18 protein-coding genes, 5 tRNA genes, 1 other RNA gene and 2 pseudogenes are annotated in these 21,270 nt (G+C 58.1%); 19 read left to right on the top strand and 7 right to left on the bottom strand.

The window, feature by feature from the left end; genetic code table 11:
* The first annotated feature begins 4 nt into the window (after positions 1–4).
* From wecG to ACVWZ0_RS21590, 7 genes are all read left to right on the top strand, one after another.
* Positions 5–745 (top strand): lipopolysaccharide N-acetylmannosaminouronosyltransferase, encoded by a 741-nt coding sequence (wecG, locus tag ACVWZ0_RS21620; protein ID WP_253457211.1) that lies wholly within the window; start codon positions 5–7, stop codon positions 743–745.
* Between the two features lie 168 nt (positions 746–913).
* Positions 914–990: transfer RNA gene (locus ACVWZ0_RS21615), tRNA-Arg, on the top strand.
* Positions 991–1,064: 74 nt separating this feature from the next.
* Positions 1,065–1,140, top strand: a tRNA-His gene (locus ACVWZ0_RS21610).
* Between the two features lie 10 nt (positions 1,141–1,150).
* Positions 1,151–1,237: transfer RNA gene (locus tag ACVWZ0_RS21605), tRNA-Leu, on the top strand.
* 26 nt (positions 1,238–1,263) lie between these two features.
* A tRNA-Pro gene (locus ACVWZ0_RS21600) sits at positions 1,264–1,340 on the top strand.
* Positions 1,341–1,408: 68 nt separating this feature from the next.
* Positions 1,409–1,485 (top strand) — tRNA-Pro (locus ACVWZ0_RS21595).
* Between the two features lie 35 nt (positions 1,486–1,520).
* A non-coding RNA gene (locus ACVWZ0_RS21590) (RtT sRNA) lies at positions 1,521–1,634 on the top strand.
* Positions 1,635–2,300: 666 nt separating this feature from the next.
* On the opposite strand, the gene hemY is transcribed toward ACVWZ0_RS21590, so the two are convergent.
* The 4 genes and pseudogenes from hemY to hemC all read right to left on the bottom strand — a co-directional run bounded on the left by hemY (position 2,301) and on the right by hemC (position 6,324).
* Positions 2,301–3,491, bottom strand: coding sequence for a protoheme IX biogenesis protein HemY (hemY, locus tag ACVWZ0_RS21585; RefSeq protein WP_253457214.1), 1,191 nt, complete (start codon positions 3,489–3,491; stop codon positions 2,301–2,303).
* Positions 3,492–3,493: 2 nt separating this feature from the next.
* Positions 3,494–4,621, bottom strand: coding sequence for a uroporphyrinogen-III C-methyltransferase (gene hemX / locus ACVWZ0_RS21580; RefSeq protein WP_253457216.1), 1,128 nt, complete (start codon positions 4,619–4,621; stop codon positions 3,494–3,496).
* Between the two features lie 23 nt (positions 4,622–4,644).
* Positions 4,645–5,385: a uroporphyrinogen-III synthase gene (gene hemD / locus ACVWZ0_RS21575; protein WP_253457220.1), complete on the bottom strand. Its 741-nt coding sequence runs from the start codon at positions 5,383–5,385 to the stop codon at positions 4,645–4,647.
* Positions 5,382–6,324, bottom strand: a pseudogene (hemC, locus tag ACVWZ0_RS21570) (hydroxymethylbilane synthase). Before hemC ends, hemD begins: the two are co-directional and overlap by 4 nt.
* 287 nt (positions 6,325–6,611) lie before the next feature.
* Between hemC and ACVWZ0_RS21565 the strand changes: the two are divergent.
* The 3 genes from ACVWZ0_RS21565 (at position 6,612) to ACVWZ0_RS21555 (ending at position 11,894) form a co-directional block, all read left to right on the top strand.
* A complete protein-coding gene (locus ACVWZ0_RS21565; protein ID WP_253457223.1) occupies positions 6,612–9,161 on the top strand; it encodes a class I adenylate cyclase in 2,550 nt (849 codons plus the stop codon).
* Positions 9,162–9,329: 168 nt separating this feature from the next.
* Positions 9,330–10,592 (top strand): MFS transporter, encoded by a 1,263-nt coding sequence (locus tag ACVWZ0_RS21560; protein WP_253457226.1) that lies wholly within the window; start codon positions 9,330–9,332, stop codon positions 10,590–10,592.
* A gap of 3 nt (positions 10,593–10,595) precedes the next feature.
* On the top strand, positions 10,596–11,894 hold the full coding sequence (locus ACVWZ0_RS21555; protein WP_253457227.1) for a BNR repeat-containing protein: 1,299 nt from the start codon (positions 10,596–10,598) through the stop codon (positions 11,892–11,894).
* Positions 11,895–11,905: 11 nt separating this feature from the next.
* Here the strand turns inward: ACVWZ0_RS21555 and ACVWZ0_RS21550 are convergent, their stop codons facing one another.
* Entirely contained in the window at positions 11,906–12,718 is an 813-nt protein-coding gene (locus ACVWZ0_RS21550; RefSeq protein ID WP_253457230.1) for a helix-turn-helix domain-containing protein, read from the bottom strand.
* 264 nt (positions 12,719–12,982) lie between these two features.
* On the opposite strand from ACVWZ0_RS21550, the gene ACVWZ0_RS21545 reads away from it, so the two are divergent.
* From ACVWZ0_RS21545 to corA, 9 genes and pseudogenes are all read left to right on the top strand, one after another.
* Positions 12,983–13,303, top strand: coding sequence for a cupin domain-containing protein (locus ACVWZ0_RS21545; protein WP_253457233.1), 321 nt, complete (start codon positions 12,983–12,985; stop codon positions 13,301–13,303).
* Positions 13,304–13,459: 156 nt separating this feature from the next.
* Positions 13,460–13,669: an LPS translocon maturation chaperone LptM gene (gene lptM / locus ACVWZ0_RS21540; protein WP_253461191.1), complete on the top strand. Its 210-nt coding sequence runs from the start codon at positions 13,460–13,462 to the stop codon at positions 13,667–13,669.
* A gap of 27 nt (positions 13,670–13,696) precedes the next feature.
* Positions 13,697–14,521 (top strand): diaminopimelate epimerase, encoded by an 825-nt coding sequence (dapF, locus tag ACVWZ0_RS21535; protein ID WP_253457236.1) that lies wholly within the window; start codon positions 13,697–13,699, stop codon positions 14,519–14,521.
* On the top strand, positions 14,518–15,219 hold the full coding sequence (locus ACVWZ0_RS21530; RefSeq protein WP_253457239.1) for a DUF484 domain-containing protein: 702 nt from the start codon (positions 14,518–14,520) through the stop codon (positions 15,217–15,219). The genes dapF and ACVWZ0_RS21530 overlap by 4 nt, the downstream gene beginning before the upstream one ends.
* The gene (gene xerC, locus ACVWZ0_RS21525) at positions 15,216–16,121 is read left to right on the top strand and encodes a tyrosine recombinase XerC (protein WP_253457242.1); all 906 of its coding nucleotides are present in this window, start codon (positions 15,216–15,218) and stop codon (positions 16,119–16,121) included. Before ACVWZ0_RS21530 ends, xerC begins: the two co-directional genes overlap by 4 nt.
* Positions 16,121–16,838: pseudogene (gene yigB / locus ACVWZ0_RS21520) on the top strand (5-amino-6-(5-phospho-D-ribitylamino)uracil phosphatase YigB). Before xerC ends, yigB begins: the two are co-directional and overlap by 1 nt.
* 54 nt (positions 16,839–16,892) lie before the next feature.
* Entirely contained in the window at positions 16,893–19,055 is a 2,163-nt protein-coding gene (uvrD, locus tag ACVWZ0_RS21515; protein ID WP_253457248.1) for a DNA helicase II, read from the top strand.
* Between the two features lie 194 nt (positions 19,056–19,249).
* The gene (ysgD, locus tag ACVWZ0_RS21510; protein ID WP_367317867.1) at positions 19,250–19,306 is read left to right on the top strand and encodes a YsgD/CorL family protein; all 57 of its coding nucleotides are present in this window, start codon (positions 19,250–19,252) and stop codon (positions 19,304–19,306) included.
* 119 nt (positions 19,307–19,425) lie between these two features.
* A complete protein-coding gene (gene corA / locus ACVWZ0_RS21505) occupies positions 19,426–20,379 on the top strand; it encodes a magnesium/cobalt transporter CorA (protein ID WP_253457251.1) in 954 nt (317 codons plus the stop codon).
* 37 nt (positions 20,380–20,416) lie between these two features.
* Here the strand turns inward: corA and mdtI are convergent, their stop codons facing one another.
* Positions 20,417–20,746 (bottom strand): multidrug/spermidine efflux SMR transporter subunit MdtI, encoded by a 330-nt coding sequence (gene mdtI, locus ACVWZ0_RS21500; protein WP_253457253.1) that lies wholly within the window; start codon positions 20,744–20,746, stop codon positions 20,417–20,419.
* Entirely contained in the window at positions 20,733–21,083 is a 351-nt protein-coding gene (gene mdtJ, locus ACVWZ0_RS21495) for a multidrug/spermidine efflux SMR transporter subunit MdtJ (protein ID WP_253457255.1), read from the bottom strand. The genes mdtI and mdtJ overlap by 14 nt, the downstream gene beginning before the upstream one ends.
* Positions 21,084–21,270 lie beyond the last annotated feature (187 nt).

Here is a 21,270-nt window from a genome sequence, read left to right as displayed (position 1 = left end):
TGTCATGGACTCCGCTTTTACGCCGCCGCACTACCCGATCCGCGGCATTACGCTGTTGGGCTTTCGCGATATGGCCGAATTCCTTGATTATCTCTGGCTGGGGGAACGCCTGAAAAGCGGCACGCTGGTGGCTATCAATGCGGAAAAGGTGCTGACGGCGGAAAGCCGCCCGGAAATTCATCGTCTGATCGACGAGGCGGAATATAAGTACGCCGACGGCATCAGTATCGTCCGCTCCATCCGCAAAAAGTATCCGCAGGCTAAGGTTGCGCGTATTGCCGGAGCCGATCTGTGGGAAGGACTGATGGAGCGTGCCGGCCGCGAAGGCACGCCGGTTTTCCTGGTCGGCGGCAAGCCGGGCATTTTGTCCCAGACCGAAGAGAAGCTGAAGCGCCAGTGGAACGTCAATATTGTTGGCTCGCAGGACGGCTATTTCGCGCCTGCCGATCGGGAAGCGCTGTTTGCCCGCATCGCCGCCAGCGGCGCAAAGATTGTCACCGTGGCGATGGGATCGCCGCGTCAGGAGATCCTGATGCGCGACTGCAAGGCTCTCTACCCTGATGCGCTCTATATGGGCGTAGGCGGCACCTACGATGTTTTCACGGGCAACGTGAAGCGCGCGCCGAAAATATGGCAGAGAACGGGCTTTGAGTGGCTTTATCGGCTGATCGTGCAGCCTTCGCGGATTGGAAGGCAGCTCAGCCTGCTAAAATACCTGCGTTATCACCTGCGCGGCGATCTTTAATTAACGGCTTTTAAACGGCCTCATCGGTTAAAAGACAAGCATTAACGCGCTAAAACGCCTGTAGTTTAGACAGAACGCACAAAGCGTAAGCAAACGGAATTTTTTGTGCAAAAAGCACTGGACAGGATCGGCTCGAATCCGTAGTATGCCCATCCGCAACGGCGCTACGCGCCCGTAGCTCAGCTGGATAGAGCGCTGCCCTCCGGAGGCAGAGGTCTCAGGTTCGAATCCTGTCGGGCGCGCCATTAAGTTTGTGCGCAAGAGCTGCGGTGGTAGTATTACCGCGTTAGGTAGTAAAGCAGTACGAGTAACAGGTGTGGTGGCTATAGCTCAGTTGGTAGAGCCCTGGATTGTGATTCCAGTTGTCGTGGGTTCGAGTCCCATTAGCCACCCCAGATTTTGTATGCGAAGGTGGCGGAATTGGTAGACGCGCTAGCTTCAGGTGTTAGTGTTCTTACGGACGTGAGGGTTCAAGTCCCTCTCTTCGCACCACAAAATCTTTAGCAGTACGCAGTTTTCGGCGAGTAGCGCAGCTTGGTAGCGCAACTGGTTTGGGACCAGTGGGTCGGAGGTTCGAATCCTCTCTCGCCGACCATATTCCTGAAACCTTGCCGAGGCAGGGTTTTCGCTTAAAGCGATTTAAGCCGCAGTAAAAGCAGTATTCGGCGAGTAGCGCAGCTTGGTAGCGCAACTGGTTTGGGACCAGTGGGTCGGAGGTTCGAATCCTCTCTCGCCGACCACTTTAAGAAAAAGCCAGCTCTCGAGCTGGCTTTTTTGTCTCTGTAGCTTCCAGAGGATGAGAAGCTCCGAAGGAGGTTTGCGCCGAGCGCAGCGAGACAACGTTGCTACAGCAACGGCCCGCAGGGGAATAATCCTCTCTCGCCGACCACTTTAAGAAAAGGCCAGCTCTCGAGCTGGCCTTTTTGTCTCTGTAGTTTCCAGAGGATGAGAACCTCCGAAGGAGGTTTGCGCCGAGCGCAGCGAGACAACGTTGCTTCCCGCCTTCATAACGTCCCGGCTTTCGTGCGTTTTACAGTAAACAGCGCTTCCGGCGAGGGCTTCTCTGCTTTGTCTCTGAAAGACGACATTCATCTCATTGTTATTTAAAAGGTTTACCCGCCTGTACATAAGCTGTCGCTGACTGACGACGCTGTAAACGGCCTCTGTTGTTTTTTAGCGACGGCCCCTGAAAAGTAATATAAGAATATTTTCAGGATAACAGGCTGAATTTAATAGAAATAAGCATCGTTCACAGGCGTAGCTGAAGACCTGGCACGGTATATGCTACAATCCCCCTGTAGAATGCTCATTCCATCTCTTATGTTCGCGTAAGCTTCATAAACCCGGGAATGATGCAGAGCCATTAGGGTACCTGTTGTCCATCTGCCGCTATCGCCGTCAGGCCTTAACGGAGGTTCAGGGCAAAACGTTGAGTCAGGTACCAGCCGGTCTTTCGGCCTGTTTATTTACACCCGCCAAATCGGCGGGTGTTTTTTTATCGGGCTACAGGTAAAAAAAGCCGGGCAGGGCGCCCGGCTCGTTAATCCAGCCTGGATCAGGGATTGTTTTTCAGCGTTAGCAGCAAACCGTCGCGACGCATTTGCGCGGCTTCTTCCGGCTTGTGCTGACGATCCAGCGTGTCGGCCAGCCAGGCGTAGTCAAACGCGTCAGGACGCTGCTTCAGCGCCTCACGGAAAGCTTCGCTCGCCTGCTCCCACTCGCCGTGCTTCATCAACAGCTGACCCAGCGTACTGTGCAGCAGCGGCGTAGCGCCGTGCTGCTTGATCTGCTGGCGGAGCGCTTTTTCAAGCTGTTCAGGATTGCCGGTTTTCAGGCGCGGCATCAGCAGCACCAGTCGCTCATCGTAACCGCGCTTCAGGCCGTCCAGCACGATGGTCTGCGCGCTGTCATGATCGTCACAAACGATCAGATGATCCGCCATCGCCACCTGCAATGCCGTTTCCTGACGCGTTTTACGACTCTGGTCATGCCACCAGCGCTTCAGGCCTTCGCTGCCCTGATCGGCCATCGCCTGATTCATCAGGCCCAGCCAGGCCTGCTGCTGTAGCGCCAGACGGTGCGTTTCATCGGCAACGTGCGCTTTTTCCATAGCGGGCAGGATATCCAGCAAGGCGCTCCATGCGCCGGTGCGAACGTAGGCCTGCTCGGCCAGACGCAGCACTTCCGGATGGCGAGGCGCGACCTCCAGCAGGCGATCAACGCCGTTACGCGCGGCATGATCTTCATTACGCGCCAGCTGTAAACGCACGCGCGTAATTTCCACCGGCAGCTGATCGTTGCCGGCCAGCTCGGTAGCGCGTTCCAGATGCTGATTAGCGCGCGCCTCATCGTTACGCTGCTGAGCGGCTTCCGCCGCCAGCAAATAGTTAACCATCGGCTGTTCAGCGTGATCCGCATTGCGCGACAGCAGCTTTTCAACCTGACGATGATCGCCTTCCGCCAGTTTGATCAGCGCGGCGTTAGTCTGCTTACGCGCCCGGCTGCGCTTGCGTCCCTTAAACCAGCCGCGGGTTTTGGCGCCGGTGCGGAATAAACGGCGCAGGATCCACTCGACGAACAGGATCACCAGCAGCGAAAGGATCAGCACGATCGCCAGCCCTGTGACGCTGGTTTCAATATTCCAGTTGTCGGTCTGGATCAGCACGTAACCCTGATGGCCCGCCAGCATCGGGCCAAGCACGACGCCGACCATCAGCAAGACAAAAATAATCAGTACTTTAAGCATGCTCATTCTCCCTGCTGCTGTTGGACACCCGGCTGGGCCAGCAGGTTGCGCACGCGCGTTTGCATCAGCTTATCCAGCATCGGCTGGCTTTGCAGCGTATCCGGCACGTCCATCGACACGCTCTGCTGGCTCAGCTCGTCCAGCTGGCTCAGGAAGGCTTTGGTGGCCGCATCGTTAGTGTCGAACCAGGCGCGTACCCAGGCAGAGACCGTATCAATAGACTGCTTATAAACCTGATCCTGATGACGCGGTACGGCCTGAGCGGCAATCAGCAGGCGCGAACGGATGTTTTCCCGCAGGTAAATATCCTGATTAGGGGCCAGCAGCGGCTCAGCGGTGGTGTCGCGGCGGCGGATGGTGATGAAATCATCCATAAAGTTATGCCAGCTTTTCACCAGGTTCTGTCGCCACTCGCGCAGCGAAGAGGAAAGCTCACCGCTGTCGGCGTCCATCGGCGCGTCGTCGCTGTCGTTATCGGCCAGGCGCAGATTATCCACGCCGTTGGAGAGCTGGTTCAGCTTGAGGATAATGCCGTCGTAGTCGACCTGACTGACGGCGGAGAGCGAACTGATATCCTGGGTTAACGCGCGACGCGCGTCGATCAGGCTGGGATCGTTCATATCGGCCAGGCTGGCATCGGCGCTTTTCAGCAGCGCGGCGGCCGTGGTCACATCCTGATCGCTCCACAGTTTGCGCCCGGCCAGCTTGACCAGGTAATCCGCCTGCGCCAGCAGCCAGGTGTGTGCGTCATTGCCGGAGATAGTCGCCACTTTCTCTTTCAGCTCTTCCAGCTGCTTGCTCGTGGCCGCCTGCTGAGCGCGTGCGGTATCCAGCGCGCTGCTCTGCGTGGCCAGCTGACGCACCAGATTCTGTTTTTCGCCAGCGGCGTCCTGCTGCAAACTGGCAAGCTGGTCAGCCAGCGCCTGGTTGGTCGCGGCCTGCTGCTGAGCCTGAGTGCGGGCGTGGAAATAGAGGCCTGCGCCCGTAGCCAGCGCAATCGCAATCGCCAGCACGGCCAGCGCCGTAGCGGCATTGCGTGGCTTACGGTCGGGCTGTTGCTTTGGCGTTAAGGTCGCTTCCTCCGGGGTGGTTGCTTCAACCATGGCAGAGGACTCTTTTTGTTCCGTCATTGTGGCACATCCCATATTTAAGTTTATTGTAACGCGCGCAGTAAGGCGTCGTTATCGGCACCCTCGGCCACCCTGATATCGCGCCAGCCCAGTTCTGCGGCACGGGTAGCCAGGCGTTCACTGACGACAATCAGCCGACAGTGCAGAAGCCATTCCTCGCGATCGATCTCCGGGAACAGCGAATAAAGCTGCTGTAGCATTTCGCCGCTGGTAACCACCAGCGTATCCACCTGCCGGTCACGCCAGCGGCGGCCTTCAATGGCGCCCTGATAAATTTTCGCACAGCGTTGATAGCATTCAACAAACTGTACATCAGCGCCGCGCTGTTGCAAGGTTTCCGCCAGTAATTCCCGCCCGCCGTTGCCGCGCAGGATCAGCGCGCGTTTGCCGGCTACCTGCTGTAAGGCAGGAAGCTGGATTAAGATCTCACTGGTTTCGCGCTCGTGCGGCCAGACGACATCGTGTCCGCTGACGGTATGCAAGGCGAGCGCGGTAGTGCGGCCTATAGCATAGTAGTGCAGTGAAGCGGGCCACGACACGCCGGCTCGCACTAAGGCGGGATGAGCGTAATGGATCGCATGCTGCGACAGAAGAAAAACCAGATCGCCGCTTTGCAACGACGTCAGCTGGTTCGGGAGATCGTCCAGACCGGTGCCCGGCGTAAATTCAATCAGCGGCATCGCCCAGGCAACCCGGCCAGCGGTACGTAAACGGCTGACCAACTCTTCGGCCGCCGGTGTCGGACGGGTTACCAGGATGCTCATCTGGGCGGATTTCCTTTATACACTTCCGCCAGAATTTCGCGCGCGCCATTATTCAGCAGCTCTTCCGCCAGCGAGATGCCCATCTTTTCGGCGTCTTCGCGCGGGCCACGGCGCTCGCCACGGATCATAGCGCGCCCGTCCGGCGAGCCGACCAGGCCGCGCAGCCACAGCTCGTCGCCTTCCAGCTCGGCAAAGCTGCCGATCGGCACCTGACAGCCGCCTTCCAGCCGGGTATTCATCGCCCGCTCGGCCTTGACGCGCACCGCGGTGTCTTCATCATTCAGCGCGGCGAGCAGCGTGATGGTCTGCGCGTCGTCAAGACGGCATTCGATCCCGACCGCGCCCTGGCCGACCGCAGGCAGCGACTCTTCCGCAGGCATGGCATGGCGAATGCGATCGCCCATGCCCAGACGCTTCAGTCCGGCGACGGCAAGGATAATGGCGTCGTATTCGCCCGCATCCAGCTTGCTTAAGCGGGTGCCGACGTTACCGCGCAGCGAGCGGATAACCAGATCCGGACGGCGCGCGCTCAGCTGACACTGGCGGCGCAGGCTGCTGGTGCCGACCACCGCGCCCTGAGGCAGCGCGTCCACGGAATCAAAGCGATGGGAAACAAAGGCGTCCAGCGGATCTTCGCGCTCGCAAATCGTGACCAGCCCCAGGCCCCTGGGGAAACTCGACCGGCACATCCTTCATGGAGTGAACGGCGATATCCGCACGGCCGTCCAGCAGCGCCTGTTCCAGCTCTTTCACGAACAGGCCCTTGCCGCCGACCTTGGCCAGCGGCGTATCTAAAATGATGTCGCCTTTGGTGACCATGGGCACCAGCTCAACGCTCAGCCCCGGATGACAGGCCATCAGGCGCTGCTGAACATAGTGCGCCTGCCACAGCGCAAGTGGACTCTGGCGGGTAGCTATTCTTAAAATTTTGTCTGACATGCTGGTTACCGTTTTTATCGTTCACTGATTATCCTATCATTGATACGGGAAGGCTGACAGTTTCCGCCGCCTGAAACGGCAGGCGCGGGCGGTATGCGGGCTTTTTCGGTCGGGGTGATGGTAAAACGTGCTAAACTGTTTGGTAGCGCAACTTTCTTTACGGTCAACCGACCAGGTGTTAGATTGATCACGTTTCCAGCAATTATTCGCACGACTATTTTTAAAGCAAGCGGCGGATGTCGGGAACGGGGTTTTTTGCAGGCACTGGGATAATCAGGCGAGACGTCTTGTACCTCTACATTGAGACACTGAAACAGAGACTGGATGCCATCAACCAGCTACGCGTCGATCGCGCGCTGGCGGCCATGGGACCTGCTTTTCAACAGGTTTACAGTCTGCTGCCGACCTTATTACATTATCATCATCCGTTGATGCCGGGTTACCTTGCAGGTAACGTTCCACATGGCATCAGCTTCTACACGCCTGATGAAAGCCAAAAAAATTATCTTTATGATTTAGAAGGCAAATCTGGATCCCTCGCCGCGCTGACGCCGCAGGGCGAGATGCCGATCACCGGCGTTTACTCCATGGGCAGCACTTCTTCCGTCGGCCAGAACGCCACTTCCGACCTGGATATCTGGGTCTGCCATCAATCCTGGCTGGATAACGAAGAGCGGCTGGCGCTGCAAAAGAAATGTACGCTGCTGCAAAAATGGTGCGCCGGTATGGGCGTCGATGCCAGCTTCTTTCTGATCGATGAAAACCGCTTCCGTCATAACGAAAGCGGCAGCCTGGGCGGCGAAGACTGCGGTTCCACGCAGCATATCCTGCTGCTGGACGAATTCTATCGCACTGCGGTACGCATGGCCGGCAAACGCATTCTGTGGAATATGGTGCCGGGCGAAGAAGAAGAGCATTACGACGACTACGTGATGTCGCTGTATCAAAAAGGCGTGCTGACCCCGAACGAGTGGCTTGATTTGGGCGGTCTGAGCACGCTTTCCGCCGAGGAGTATTTCGGCGCGAGCCTGTGGCAGCTCTATAAAAGCATCGACTCGCCCTATAAGGCGGTGCTGAAGACGCTGCTGCTGGAAGCCTACTCCTGGGAGTATCCGGGCACCCGGCTGCTGGCGATGGATATCAAACAGCGCCTGCACGATGGCGAAATCGTCTCTTATGGTCTGGATCCCTACTGCATGATGCTGGAACGCGTCACGCACTACCTCACCAGCATTGACGATCATGCGCGTCTGGATTTGGTACGCCGCTGCTTCTATCTGAAGGTGCGCGAAAAACTTTCCGTCGACAGCGATCCGGGCTGGCGGCGCGAAATTCTCAGCCAGCTGGTCAGTGAATGGGGCTGGGACAAAGAGCGGCTCACAATGCTGGACAGCCGCGCCGAGTGGAAAATCGGCCGCGTGCGTGAAGCGCACAACGAGCTGCTGGACGCGATGATGCAGAGCTACCGCAACCTGATCCGCTTTGCCCGCCGCAATAATCTGAGCGTCAGCGCCAGTCCGCAGGATATCGGCGTGCTGACGCGCAAACTCTACGCCGCTTTCGAGGCGCTGCCGGGCAAGGTGACGCTGGTCAATCCACAGATTTCGCCCGATCTTTCCGAGCCGCATCTGACCTTTATTCACGTGCCGCACGGCCGCGCCAACCGCGCCGGCTGGTATCTTTATAATCAGTCGCCGGATATGCAGTCCATCATCAGCCATCAGCCGCTGGAATATAACCGCTACCTGAACAAGCTGGTGGCGTGGGCGTGGTTCAACGGCCTGCTGACCAGCAAAACGCGACTGCATATTAAAGGCAATGAGATTTGCGATCTGGCCAGGTTACAGGAGCTGGTGACGGACGTGTCGCACCATTTCCCGCTGCGGCTGCCCGCGCCGACGGCAAAGGCGCTTTACAGCCCGTGCGAGATCCGCCATCTGGCAATCATCGTTAACCTGGAACACGATCCTACGGCGGCCTTCCGCAATCAGGTGGTGCATTTTGACTTCCGCAAGCTGGACGTGTTCAGCTTTGGGCAGCAGCAGCAGTGCCTGATCGGCAGCATCGATCTGCTTTACCGCAACTCGTGGAATGAAGTCCGTACGCTGCATTTCAACGGCGAGCAGGCGATGATCGAGGCGCTGAAAACCATCCTGGGTAAAATGCATCAGGATGCGGCGCCGCCGGATAACGTCGAGGTCTTTTGTTACAGCCAGCATCTGCGCGGCCTGATCCGCACTCGCGTGCAGCAGCTGGTGTCGGAGTGTATCGAGCTGCGCCTCTCCAGCACGCGCCAGGAACCCGGTCGGTTTAAAGCCGTGCGCGTGGCCGGACAAACCTGGGGACTGTTCTTTGAGCGGCTGAGCGTCTCGGTGCAAAAGCTGGAAAACGCCGTGGAGTTTTATGGCGCCATCTCCAACAACAAGCTGCACGGCCTGTCGATTAAGGTGGAAACCGATCAGACGCGGCTGCCGTCGGTAGTCAACGGCTACGCCAGCGAAGGCATCATCCAGTTTTTCTTTGAGGATACGAAAGACGATCGCGGCTTTAATATCTACATCCTGGATGAGACCAATCGGGTGGAGATCTATCATCACTGCGAGGGCAGCAAAGAGGAGCTGGTACGCGACGTCAGCCGCTTCTACTCCTCCTCGCACGATCGCTTTACCTACGGCTCCAGCTTTATCAACTTTAACCTGCCGCAGTTCTATCAGATTGTGCAGGTGGACGATCGTTTTCAGGTTATCCCTTTCCGCAGCCAGACGCTGACGCAGCTGTGCGCGACCGATTCAGACAACGATCCCAGCGACTACACGCCGCGTTATCAGATGCATTGATACTGCCCGCCATCTGCGGGCAAATGCCATTTCTTCCGCCGTTCTGGCGCTGAAGTACAAATCGCCATGATGCTATTCACAGAGTAAATCATCCCGCGCTCTTGCCCGATATCATCCATTTTATACTCGCGCCGTATTCTCATTTAAAGGCATTACCGCGAGGGATATATGGAAAAAGGACAGGCATTACTCACCAGGGAAGGAAATAAGTTCGGCCTTTTTATTTCTCTGCTTCTGCTCTTGCTCGGCTGCATTCTGTTTTTCTTCTCTTTCGATCGGCAAATCGTTTCCATTCTTAAAACCACGCTGATGCATGAAATGGGCGTGGGCAATAAAGAGTATTCGCTGCTGATTACCGCTTTTATGCTGCCCTATATCGTGATGTATTTTTTCTCGGGCGCGCTGGTGGATAAATTCGGCAGCCGCTGCGTGCTGACCTTTTTAATGCTGCTAATGTCGATAGCCACGCTGATCACCGGCCTGGCGCATTCGCTGACCGGGATGCTGATTGGCCGCTTTATTCTTGGCATAGCGGAGTCCGGCGTCGTGCCCGCCTTGACGCTGGCGATATTTACCTGGTTTAGAGCGGAGCAGCGCGCTTTCGCTTTTCAGCTGACCAATATTATTCAGTCGCTGGGCCTGATCGTTGCGCCGCCTTTTATTGCCTGGGTCACGCTGGCGGGCGGCTGGCGCTGGGCGTTCTTTATTCCGGCCGCGGCGGGCATCGTGGTCGGCCTGCTGTGGTTTCTGGCCAGCCGTCGCCAGCCGACGTCGGCGGAGCCGCTGCCGGAAAAAGAGGACGACCGCGTCTCCACGCTGCAACGCTATAAATTGGTGCTGGCTTCCGCGCCCGTCTGGACGCTGATTATCGCGCGGCTGCTGACCGATCCTTTCTGGTTCTTTTATCAATACTGGCAGATCGGCTTTATGCAGGAAAAGCTGGGGCTGAGCCTGGCACGCGTCGGCGAGCTGATGTGGTTTCCGCCGCTGGCGGCGGTGTTTGGCGTGCTGCTGGTGTGCCGGATCTCCGATCGGCTGGTGGCGCGCGGCGTCGAGCCAACCCGGGCGCGGCTGAATCTGATCTGGACGGTAACCTGTCTGGCGCCGCTGATTTTTTTACTGCCCACGGTACAAAACATCTGGCTGGCGGTAGGCATTATGACCGTGATTAATTTTATGTGCACCGCCTGGCTGAGCATGGTGACCATCATGATGGGCGGGCTGGTGCCGCGCGCGGCCATCGCTACCGCTATCGGCATCATGAGCGCGCTCGGCGGCATCAGCGCCATTCTCTTCAACGGCTTTGTCGGCACCATTATCGATGCCTTTGGCTATGCCGTACCGATCTATATCGGCGCGATGCTTCATCCCGCCGGTGCCATCGTGCTGGCCGTTTATTTCCTGCGCCGTAAAAATAATCAAGGAGAATGAAAGATGAGTACAGAGGTTCATGTCTCTGCCGTGGGTGAGGCCTGCGCAGATTTTAACGTGCTCTATTGCCTGCTGCATCATGAGGGGACGCTGTTTGCCGCCTGGTACGACGCCGCGCATCGCATCACCGTGGGATGCCGTCGTGCAGGCGTAGCGACATGGGAAACTTTTCAGCCGGAAGGCTTCTGGCTGGCGTCGCGCAACCGTGACGCCAACGTCACCGATTACGATTCACATAACTACCTGACGATGGCCATAGACAGCGAAGGCTACCTGCACCTTTCCGGCAATATGCATGTCGATCCGCTGATCTATTTTCGCTCTGAACGCCCGCTGGATATTTATTCGCTGCGCGTGGTCAGAGCGATGACCGGCGCACGCGAAGCGCGCACAACTTACCCGCTGTTTTTTAAAGACGCGCAGGGACGTTTACTGTTCCGCTATCGCGACGGCTGTAGCGGCAACGGCGACGATATCTATAACGTATATAATACGGCGCGGCGGCAGTGGTCGCGCCTGTTGGACACGCCGCTGCTGGACGGCGAAGGCTTACGCAACGGCTACGCGCGGCCGCCGGTAGCCGGGCCGGATGGCTGGTGGCATCTGGTCTGGATGTGGCGCGAAACCCCGCACTGTGAAACCAACAACAATTTATCCTATGCGCGAAGCCGCGACCTGCAACGCTGGGAAACCTCTGCCGGACAGCACCTGACGCTGCCCATCTCGCGGGAACGAGGCGAAATTGTTGATAGCGCCGGGGTTGGCGAAGGGCTGATTAATATGGTGCAGGAAATCGGCTTTGACAGTCAGGGAAGGCCGCTGCTGATTTATCACCGCTACGACCAGAACGGCTGCTCGCAGGCTTATCTCGCCAGGCCGGATGGCACGGGAAACTGGCAGAAAAGCCAGCTCAGCCAGTGGCGTTTTCGCTGGGATTTCAACGGGCCTGGCTCTATCCCGCCGGATCTGGTTTTGCAGCCGCCGCGCGTGACCGCCGAAGGCCAGCTGGAAGTGGCGTGGCGTTCGCTATGGAGCGGCGCAGGGCGCTGGCTGATTGATGAAGCATCCTTAACCGTGACGGCAACGCTCCCCGCCCGCGTAACGCTGCCGGAAACGCTGTTGCGGCCGCGCCAGCAGCTGCATCCGCAGGCCGAGGTGCAGCTGCTGGCGGCGCAAAACAGCGACTATAGCCCGCAACATCGCTACTGGCTGCGCTGGGAGGCGCTGCCGATCTGCCGCGACGAACCTTATCCGGCGACGGTGGCGCCGGGCAGGCTGGAACTGGTCGAAGCGCAGGGCTAACTGCTTTGGGCTTAACGGCACTGGCCGGGCGACAGGCCAAACTGCTTGCGAAACAGACGGGAAAAATAGCTGACCTCGTTAAAGCCGACCCGCTTTCCCGCTTCGGAGATGGTCATATCACTGTATTGCAGGTGATATCTTGCCTGGAGCAGCCTGGTGGTGGTCAGATATTGCTGCGGCGAGACGCCCGTATAGTCGACAAACCCCCGTTGCAGCGTGCGGCGGGAAATCGCAAACGTCTGGCAGAGGCGCTCCATATCCAGCGGCTCGGCCAGATGACTATTCAGCCAGATAATAATCTGGCTGATGCGATCGTCGCTGGAGGCGAAATCCTGGGTTTTATAGCGCCACTGGTTCAGCGTATGCAGCGTTTCCAGAAAAATAGCTTCCTTATGGCTTTCGCCAAGCAGCTTGTTTTCGTACTTTGTGGCCGAATGCGCCATTAATCTGGCCATGATCTGCTTTATTACCCGTATATTTATCTGCCAGACGCGGCTTTCACCCGGCTGAATCAATAAGTGCTCAATATTTTTTAGCACGTTAAAACGATCGGGCGCCAGATAAAGTAAATTCACCTGCCTGATATTTTTCATCTCTTCGAAAAGGTGATAATCGTGACGGTTGAGATAACACAATGTGCCTGCGGTTAATAAGTAGGGTTTTTCATTAATAACGTGGATGCCGCTGCCTTTTTCCACCAGAAACAGTTCGCAATACTCATGCCGGTGCTCCTGACACAGGCTCTTTTCCGGCCGCCAGAAATGAAAAATAACTTTTTCATCGGGATGGCGGAAATGCGTCTCGCGTGGAAGCGTAATCGTCATGGCTTTATATCCTTATCGCGGGCGTCGTTTGCAAATAAATAGTCATCTTCAGCCAGGCTGCCCGCCCTGTAATTGCCGCCCATCACAAAATGGTAAAAAATTAACCCGCCTCGCGGCGGGAATAACTATTACGCCATCCCAACTCATCCGTTTGCGCTTTTGTACAAATCGGCATGATAGCCGTCACAGTTGGTTTTGCGTTGCCTGGAAAATTGCCGCTGCCGGAGCAGAATAGCGGCCAAATTTATTGTAAGGAGAACACGCATGTTTTTCTTTTATAAAGATTCACGGCAGGAAAGAGCGGGTGAAGGCGTCGCCCGTCGCGTGCTGGCGCACGGCGGCAAGCTGATGTGCGTGCAGGTCAGTTTTGAGCAGGGCGCGATTGGCCCGATGCACAGCCATCCTCATGAACAGCAAACCTGGGTGCGTTCCGGCGTCTTTCTGTTCACTATCGGTAAGGAACAGCGCGAGGTGAGAGCGGGCGACAGCTTATATAAGCAGCCGAATATACCGCATGGATGCGTCTGCCTGGAAAGCGGCGTGCTGATCGATCTCTTTACGCCACAGCGCGAAGACTTTTTGTAGCCCATCGCCGCCGCTGCTTTTTGCCCGGCACGGCAAACAGGATGCCGTGCCTTTTACCGCTTTCCTTTCTGCAACCTTCGCCTTTTTCCTGTTGCTTTTAGCACTTCACCTGCGATGATAGTCTACCAACAGGCAGCAATGATGAGCAGAACAAGCATGAAGAAGATGATTTGCCGGATGGCGCTGGCGCTGGCCGTGGTCAGCCTGGCGGGATGCGGACTGAAAGGCCCTCTCTATTTTCCAAAGCAGGAGCAGCCGCCAAAAAACGCTGGCGCGACGACACCGCCAAAAACCGCCAGCGGTACGGCGTCCGGCGCGCAGCAGCAGTCAACGACTACCGATGCGGAACAGCAATCGGCTCAGTAACTCATGACGCACTCGCTGGAGCCAAACATGCAGTTCTCCAAAATGCACGGTCTGGGCAATGACTTTATGGTGGTCGATGCCGTGACGCAAAACGTCTATTTTTCTCCTGAACTGATCCGGCGACTGGCGGATCGGCATCTGGGGATCGGCTTCGATCAGCTGCTGATCGTGGAACCGCCTTACGATCCCGACCTGGATTTTCACTACCGCATTTTCAACGCCGACGGCAGTGAAGTGGCACAGTGCGGCAACGGCGCGCGCTGCTTCGCCCGCTTTGTGCGTCTGAAAGGGCTGACCAATAAAAGCGAGATCCGCGTCAGCACGCAGACCGGGCGCATGGTGCTGAGCGTCACGCCGGATGAGCTGGTGTGCGTCAACATGGGCGAGCCCAATTTTGAGCCGCAGCAGGTGCCTTTTCGCGCGAACAAGGCGGAAAGCCTCTATCTGATGCGCGCGGCGGAGCAAACGGTGATGTGCGGCGTGGTATCGATGGGCAACCCGCATTGCGTATTACAGGTCGACAGCGTAAAAACGGCGCGAGTGGAAAGCTTAGGGCCGGTGCTGGAAAGCCACGAGCGTTTTCCCGAACGCGTTAACGTCGGCTTTATGGAAGTGGTCAGCCGCGAGCATATCCGCCTGCGCGTCTACGAGCGCGGCGCGGGCGAAACGCAGGCGTGCGGCAGCGGCGCCTGTGCGGCGGTAGCGGTCGGCATTCAGCAAACCCTGCTGGCAGAAAAGGTTCGCGTCGATCTGCCCGGCGGCAGCCTGCATATCGCCTGGAAAGGGCCGGGACATCCGCTCTATATGACCGGCCCGGCCACTCACGTTTACGACGGATTTATTCATCTATGAAACATGTCAGCGAGGCCGCCAGCGATATCCTGTTGGACGATCGCGCGGTGAGCGATTACCTGCTGCAAAACCCGGATTTCTTTATCCGCAACGCTCGCCAGGTCGAGCAAATGATTGTGCCGCATCCGGTACGCGGCACGGTTTCGCTGGTGGAGTGGCAGCTCAGCCGCCAGCGCCACCAGATTGCGCAGCTGGAAGAGGAAATAACGCTGCTGATGGAGCAGGCCAGCGCCAATCATCGGCTGTTCGAACAGCTGCTGACCTTGCAGACGCGGCTGGCGGCGGCCGACAGCCTGCACGAGATGCTCAACCGCCTGCATCGCTGGGCGCGCGAGCTGGGGCTGGCGGGCGCCAACGTGCGGCTGTTCAGCGAAAAGTGGCGGATTGGCGCGCCGTCCGACTTCACGCAGCTGGCGCTGTCGCGGCAGGCGTTCGAGCCGGTACGTATTCAGCGTCTGGGCAAGCAGCAGCACTATCTGGGCAGCCTTAACGGCCCGGAACTGCTGCTGTTGCTGCCGCAGGCCAAAGCGGTCGGCTCGGTGGCGATGTCGCTGCTGGGCGAGCGCGGCGAGCTGGGCGTGCTGATCTTCAGCAGCCGCGACAGCCAGCACTATCAGTCCGGCATGGGCACGGTGCTGTTGCAGCACCTCTCGCATATGCTGCCGGAACTGCTGCAGCGCTGGGTGGAAAGGGCATGAACGCGTCTCCTCTACAGCCAGCCGTAGAGGGCTTCCTGCGCTACCTGAAAGTCGAGCGCCAGCTCAGCCCGCTCACGCAGATTAGCTACGAGCGGCAGCTGAGCGCCTGTATTATCCTGCTGGATGAGATGAAGCTTGCCGCCTGGGAGAAGCTGGACGCCGCCCAGGTACGCGCGCTGGCCGCACGCAGCCGCCGTGGCGGCCTTAAGCCCGCGAGCCTGGCGCTACGCCTTTCCGCGCTGCGCAGCTTTCTGGACTGGCAAATCAGCCAGGGCAAGCTGAAAGCCAACCCGGCCAAGGGCGTCGCCACGCCGCGAGCTTCCCGGCATCTGCCGAAAAATATCGATGTGGACGAGGTTAACCGCCTGCTGGATATCGATCTGAACGATCCGCTGGCGGTGCGCGATCGCGCCATGCTGGAAGTCATGTACGGCGCCGGGCTGCGCCTTTCTGAACTGGTCGGCATCGATATTTCCCATCTCGATCTGGCTTCCGGCGAAGTATGGGTTTCCGGCAAGGGCAGCAAAGAGCGCCGTCTGCCGATTGGCCGCATGGCGGTGGAATGGACGGAGCGCTGGCTGGCGCTGCGCGAGCTGTTCGCGCCATCCGATAACGCGCTGTTTCTGTCAAAACAGGGCAAGCGCATTTCCACCCGCAATGTGCAAAAGCGTTTTGCGGAGTGGGGCGTGAAGCAGGGGCTGTCCAGCCATATTCATCCGCACAAGCTGCGTCACTCCTTTGCGACGCATATGCTGGAGTCGAGCGGCGATTTGCGCGCGGTACAGGAGCTGCTGGGGCACGCCAATCTCACCACGACCCAAATCTATACCCACCTTGATTTTCAACATCTGGCCTCGGTTTACGATGCCGCGCATCCCCGTGCCAAACGAGGAAAAACCTGATGCATTTTTACCGTTCGCTGCGGCCGATCGCGGCCATGACCTTCGATCTGGACGATACGCTGTACGACAATCGGCCGGTAATCAGCCGCACCGCTAAAGAAACCCACGCGTTTTTGCAGGCCTATCATCCGGCGCTGAACGAGTTCAGTCCCTTACAGTATCAGCAGCTGCGTGACAGCCTGCTTGAGCAGGAGCCGGACATTTATCACGACGTCAGCGAATGGCGTCGCCGCGCGGTGGAGCTGGCAATGCTGAATAGCGGCCTTGACGCGTCGGAAGCGGAAAAAGGCTCGCGCGCGGTGATGGCGCATTTCGCCCACTGGCGCAGCCAGATCGAGGTGCCGGCCGAAACGCACAGCACGCTGGCCGCACTGGCGGCGAAAATCCCGCTGGTGGCGATCACCAACGGCAACGCCGAGCCGCACCTGTTTCGGGCTGGATAAATACTTTAAATTTATTCTGCGAGCCGGGCCGCACGGCCGCGCCAAGCCTTATCACGATATGTATCACCTGGCGGCAGAAAAGCTTAACCTGCCTTTACACAGCATTCTGCACGTGGGCGACGATCTCACGACGGACGTGGCTGGCGCGGTGCGCTGCGGGATGCAGGCGTGCTGGATCAACCTGCATCATCATAACCTGATGCAGGCCAGCGACAGCCGCCTGCTGCCCACGCTGGAAATTTCGCAGTTGGCATCCCTGACCGCGTTGTTATAATACGCTGGTTAAATATCCAGTGGAGCAACAGCTTCCCCTAACCTGACGGTGCTTATGGACGTTTCTGACCTTCTCGACGGCTTGAATGACAAACAACGCGAGGCCGTAGCCGCGCCGCGCAGCAATTTGCTGGTGCTTGCGGGGGCGGGCAGCGGCAAGACTCGCGTGCTGGTTCACCGCATCGCCTGGCTGCTGGGGGTTGAAAACTGTTCGCCTTACTCCATCATGGCCGTGACCTTTACCAACAAGGCCGCCGCCGAGATGCGCCACCGCATTGAGCAGCTGATCGGCACCAGCCAGGGCGGCATGTGGATCGGCACCTTCCACGGCCTGGCGCACCGCCTGCTGCGCGCGCACCACCTGGACGCCAACCTGCCGCAGGATTTTCAAATCCTCGACAGCGAAGATCAGATGCGCTTATTAAAACGCCTGATCAAAGCGATGAATCTGGATGAGAAGCAGTGGCCCGCCCGCCAGGCCATGTGGTACATCAACGGCAAAAAAGATGAAGGGCTGCGGCCAAAGCATATTGAGAGCTACGGCAATCCCGTTGAGCAGACGTGGCTGCGCATCTATCAGGCCTACCAGGAAGCCTGCGACCGCGCCGGGCTGGTGGATTTCGCCGAGCTGCTGCTGCGCGCGCACGAGCTGTGGCTGAACAAGCCGCATATCCTTAACCACTATCGCGAGCGCTTCACCAATATCCTGGTGGACGAATTTCAGGATACCAACAATATCCAGTATGCCTGGATCCGGATGCTGGCGGGCGACAGCGGAAAAGTGATCATCGTAGGCGACGACGATCAGTCGATCTACGGCTGGCGCGGCGCGCAGGTTGAGAACATCCAGCGCTTCCTTAACGATTTTCATGGCGCGCAGACCATCCGTCTGGAGCAGAACTACCGCTCCACCAACAATATTCTGAAGGCGGCCAACGCCCTGATCGCCAACAATAACGGTCGTCTGGGGAAAGAGCTGTGGACAGACGGCAGCGACGGCGAGCCGATCTCTATTTACTGTGCGTTCAACGAGCTTGATGAAGCCCGCTTCGTGGTGAACCGCATCAAGGTGTGGATGGAAAACGGCGGCGCGCTGAACGACTGCGCCATTCTCTATCGCAGCAACGCCCAGTCGCGCGTGCTGGAAGAAGCGCTGCTGCAAACCAGTATGCCTTACCGCATCTACGGCGGAATGCGCTTCTTCGAGCGTCAGGAAATCAAAGACTCGCTGGCCTATCTGCGGCTGATCGCCAACCGTAACGACGACGCCGCTTTCGAGCGCGTGGTCAATACGCCGACTCGCGGCATTGGTGACCGCACGCTGGACGTGGTGCGGCAAACGGCGCGTGAGCGCCAGCTGACGCTGTGGCAGACCGCCCGCGTTCTGCTTCAGGAGAAAGCGCTGGCCGGTCGTGCCGCTTCGGCGCTGCAACGCTTTACCGAACTGGTGGACTCGCTGGCGCAGGAAACCAGCGAAATGCCGCTGCACGTGCAGACCGACCGGGTGATCAAAGATTCCGGCCTGTGGCTGATGTACGAGCAGGAAAAAGGCGAAAAGGGCCAGGCGCGTATCGAAAACCTTGAGGAACTGGTCAACGCCACGCGGCAGTACAGCTATCAGGATGAAGACGAAGACCTGATGCCGCTACAAGCGTTTCTTTCCCACGCGGCGCTGGAAGCGGGCGAAGGTCAGGCGGATAAATGGCAGGATGCGGTGCAGCTGATGACCATGCACGCGGCCAAAGGCCTGGAGTTCCGTCAGGTCTTTATCGTGGGGATGGAAGAAGGCATGTTCCCAAGCCAGATGTCGCTGGAAGAGGGCGGCAGGCTGGAGGAAGAGCGTCGCCTGGCCTATGTGGGCGTCACGCGCGCCATGCAGAAGCTGACGCTGACCTATGCGGAAACGCGTCGGCTGTATGGCAAAGAGGTGTATCACCGGCCATCGCGTTTTGTCGGCGAGCTGCCGGAAGAGTGCGTGGAGGAAGTGCGCCTGCGCGCCAGCGTCAGCCGTCCGGTCAACCATCAGCGAATGGGCACGCCAGTTACGCAAAACGACAGCGGCTTTGCGCTCGGCCAGCGCGTGCGCCACGCTAAATTCGGCGAGGGCACCATCGTCAATCTGGAAGGCAGCGGCGATCACAGCCGGTTACAGGTTGCTTTCCAGGGCCAGGGCATCAAGTGGCTGGTGGCCGCCTACGCGAAGTTAGAAACGGTTTGATCCCGCTGCGGCGCGCCTAACCCCGCGCCGCCTTTACGGTTTTCCCCTTCGCTGCTTCAACGCCGCCCGCGCGCTTTCTCCGGCAGTCGGCGGGGATGCCCGTGCCTGCCGCTTCGTTTCTCCCGGCTGGCTGTTGACGCCATTTTCAGCACAGCGTAACATGCGCGCACTATCACCCTCAGAGGACATTCGCCTTGGACACACCCAGTAGATACTGGCTCATTGACCTGGAAAACAGGTACAACTCCTAAGGCTATCCTCCTCTGCCGATAGCCTTCGTGGTTGTTGGCGACCCGCATCCCGCTTCGCTCTGAGTCAGATTCCCCGTGTTCAGGCGCGTCCCACGCTATGACGAATTGGGAGTACAGCTATGCTGAGCGCATTTAAACTTGATCAAAGCCGCCTTGCCCGCCTGGAGCTGGAAGAAACCACGGACGAACTGTCCAGTTCGGTCTGGGTCGATCTGATCGAACCAGAAGAAAATGAGCGCGATCGCGTGCAGAACGAGCTGGGCCAAAGCCTGGCGACCCGTCCCGAGCTGGAAGATATCGAGGCCTCCGCACGCTTTTTTGAAGATGAAGACGGTCTGCATATCCACTCCTTTTTCTTCTACGAAGATGCAGAAGATCACGCGGGCAACTCCACCGTAGCCTTTACCATCCGCGACGGCCGCCTCTATACGCTGCGCGAGCGCGAACTGCCCGCGTTCCGTCTTTATCGTATGCGCGCGCGTAACCAGGTTCTGACCGACGGCAACGCGTATGAGCTGCTGCTGGATCTGTTTGAAACCAAAATCGAACAGCTGGCGGACGAAATCGAAAACATTTACAGCGATCTGGAAAAGCTCAGCCGCGTGATTATGGAAGGCCAGCAGGGCGATGAGTTCGATGCCGCGCTCTCCACGCTGGCCGAGCTGGAAGATATTGGCTGGAAGGTGCGCCTGTGCCTGATGGATACCCAGCGGGCGTTAAACTTCCTGGTGCGCAAGGCGCGTCTGCCGGGCAATCAGCTGGAGCAGGCGCGCGAGATCCTGCGCGATATCGAATCGCTGCTGCCGCATAACGAATCGCTGTTCCAGAAGGTCAACTTCCTGATGCAGGCGGCGATGGGCTTTATCAATATCGAGCAGAACCGCATTATCAAAATCTTCTCGGTGGTATCGGTCGTGTTTCTGCCGCCAACGCTGGTGGCTTCCAGCTACGGCATGAACTTTGAGTTTATGCCGGAGCTGAAGTGGAGCTTCGGCTATCCGGGCGCTATCTGCCTGATGATCCTGGCGGGCCTGGCGCCTTACGCCTATTTCAAGCGTAAAAACTGGCTGTAGCAGACGATAAGAGAGCGTTCGAGGACGCTCTCCACTCTCAGGCAAGCTTGATCAACACCATGCCGACCAGCAGTACGAGCAGGCCGAACCAGCCGCGACGGTTCAGACGCTGACCGAACAGTATCCAGCCCGCCGTCGCCGTAACGACGATGCCGAAGCCTCCCCACAGCGCATAGGCTACCGACAGATCGATACCTTTAACTGCCTGCGCCAGCGCGCTAAAGGCCGCCAGCACGGCAACAATCGACGACAGGCCATACAGCGGGCGGCGAAAGCCGTTCGAATATTTAAGAAAAATATTGGCTAAAATTTCCAGCACCACGGCGAGCGCCAGCCAGGCAATATGCGTCCCGTTAAGCGGCAGCATGGCTGGCCTCCTTGCGGCTTATCGTCCCCGACTTCACCAGGGCAATACCGGTCACCAGCGTCGCCAGTCCGGCCACTTTCATCAGGGGCAGCGCCTCGTCAAACAGCATGACGCTGAACAGCGTAATACACAGCACGCCGACGCCTTCCCAAATAGCATAGGCCACGCCCAGCGCAATTTTTTTAACGGCGAAACACAAAGTAATATAAGAAAGGGCGATCATTGCCAGCATAAAAAAATAACCGGCAGCGTGGCCGTTAAGGCTGGCCCATTTCATGGCCAGCGTGCCAACAATTTCAAAAACGATGGCAAGCGCCAATAATAACCAATAAAACATTTTCTCTCTCCGGAAACAGAAATAATTAGCGCAATCGATGCGCGGCAGAAAATCCGTAGAGAGTGCGCTACAGCGCGAAACGCCAGTGCTGGTCAGCGACGGGACGGCAGGCAAGCCGGAGGGGGGAAAATGCAGGAAGTATCAGGGAAATGAACAAACTGTCCATAGATTTACAACTCATCCACGC

The organism is Erwinia sp. TECH1, assembly GCF_054057575.1.
The sequence above is the reverse complement of the archived record's forward strand: the minus strand, read 5'-3'. Positions and strand labels throughout refer to the sequence as shown.

Coding starts and splice junctions, on each gene's coding strand:
- xerC (WP_253457242.1), top strand. CDS start 15,216: ATGAACGCGTCTCCTCTACAGCCAGCCGTAGAGGGCTTCCTGCGCTAC.
- ACVWZ0_RS21560 (WP_253457226.1), top strand. CDS start 9,330: ATGGAAAAAGGACAGGCATTACTCACCAGGGAAGGAAATAAGTTCGGC.
- mdtI (WP_253457253.1), bottom strand. CDS start 20,746: ATGCTGCCGCTTAACGGGACGCATATTGCCTGGCTGGCGCTCGCCGTG.
- ACVWZ0_RS21550 (WP_253457230.1), bottom strand. CDS start 12,718: ATGACGATTACGCTTCCACGCGAGACGCATTTCCGCCATCCCGATGAA.
- hemX (WP_253457216.1), bottom strand. CDS start 4,621: ATGACGGAACAAAAAGAGTCCTCTGCCATGGTTGAAGCAACCACCCCG.
- hemY (WP_253457214.1), bottom strand. CDS start 3,491: ATGCTTAAAGTACTGATTATTTTTGTCTTGCTGATGGTCGGCGTCGTG.
- uvrD (WP_253457248.1), top strand. CDS start 16,893: ATGGACGTTTCTGACCTTCTCGACGGCTTGAATGACAAACAACGCGAG.
- ACVWZ0_RS21530 (WP_253457239.1), top strand. CDS start 14,518: ATGAAACATGTCAGCGAGGCCGCCAGCGATATCCTGTTGGACGATCGC.
- dapF (WP_253457236.1), top strand. CDS start 13,697: ATGCAGTTCTCCAAAATGCACGGTCTGGGCAATGACTTTATGGTGGTC.
- corA (WP_253457251.1), top strand. CDS start 19,426: ATGCTGAGCGCATTTAAACTTGATCAAAGCCGCCTTGCCCGCCTGGAG.
- mdtJ (WP_253457255.1), bottom strand. CDS start 21,083: ATGTTTTATTGGTTATTATTGGCGCTTGCCATCGTTTTTGAAATTGTT.
- ACVWZ0_RS21545 (WP_253457233.1), top strand. CDS start 12,983: ATGTTTTTCTTTTATAAAGATTCACGGCAGGAAAGAGCGGGTGAAGGC.
- ACVWZ0_RS21555 (WP_253457227.1), top strand. CDS start 10,596: ATGAGTACAGAGGTTCATGTCTCTGCCGTGGGTGAGGCCTGCGCAGAT.
- lptM (WP_253461191.1), top strand. CDS start 13,460: ATGAAGAAGATGATTTGCCGGATGGCGCTGGCGCTGGCCGTGGTCAGC.
- hemD (WP_253457220.1), bottom strand. CDS start 5,385: ATGAGCATCCTGGTAACCCGTCCGACACCGGCGGCCGAAGAGTTGGTC.
- wecG (WP_253457211.1), top strand. CDS start 5: ATGGACTCCGCTTTTACGCCGCCGCACTACCCGATCCGCGGCATTACG.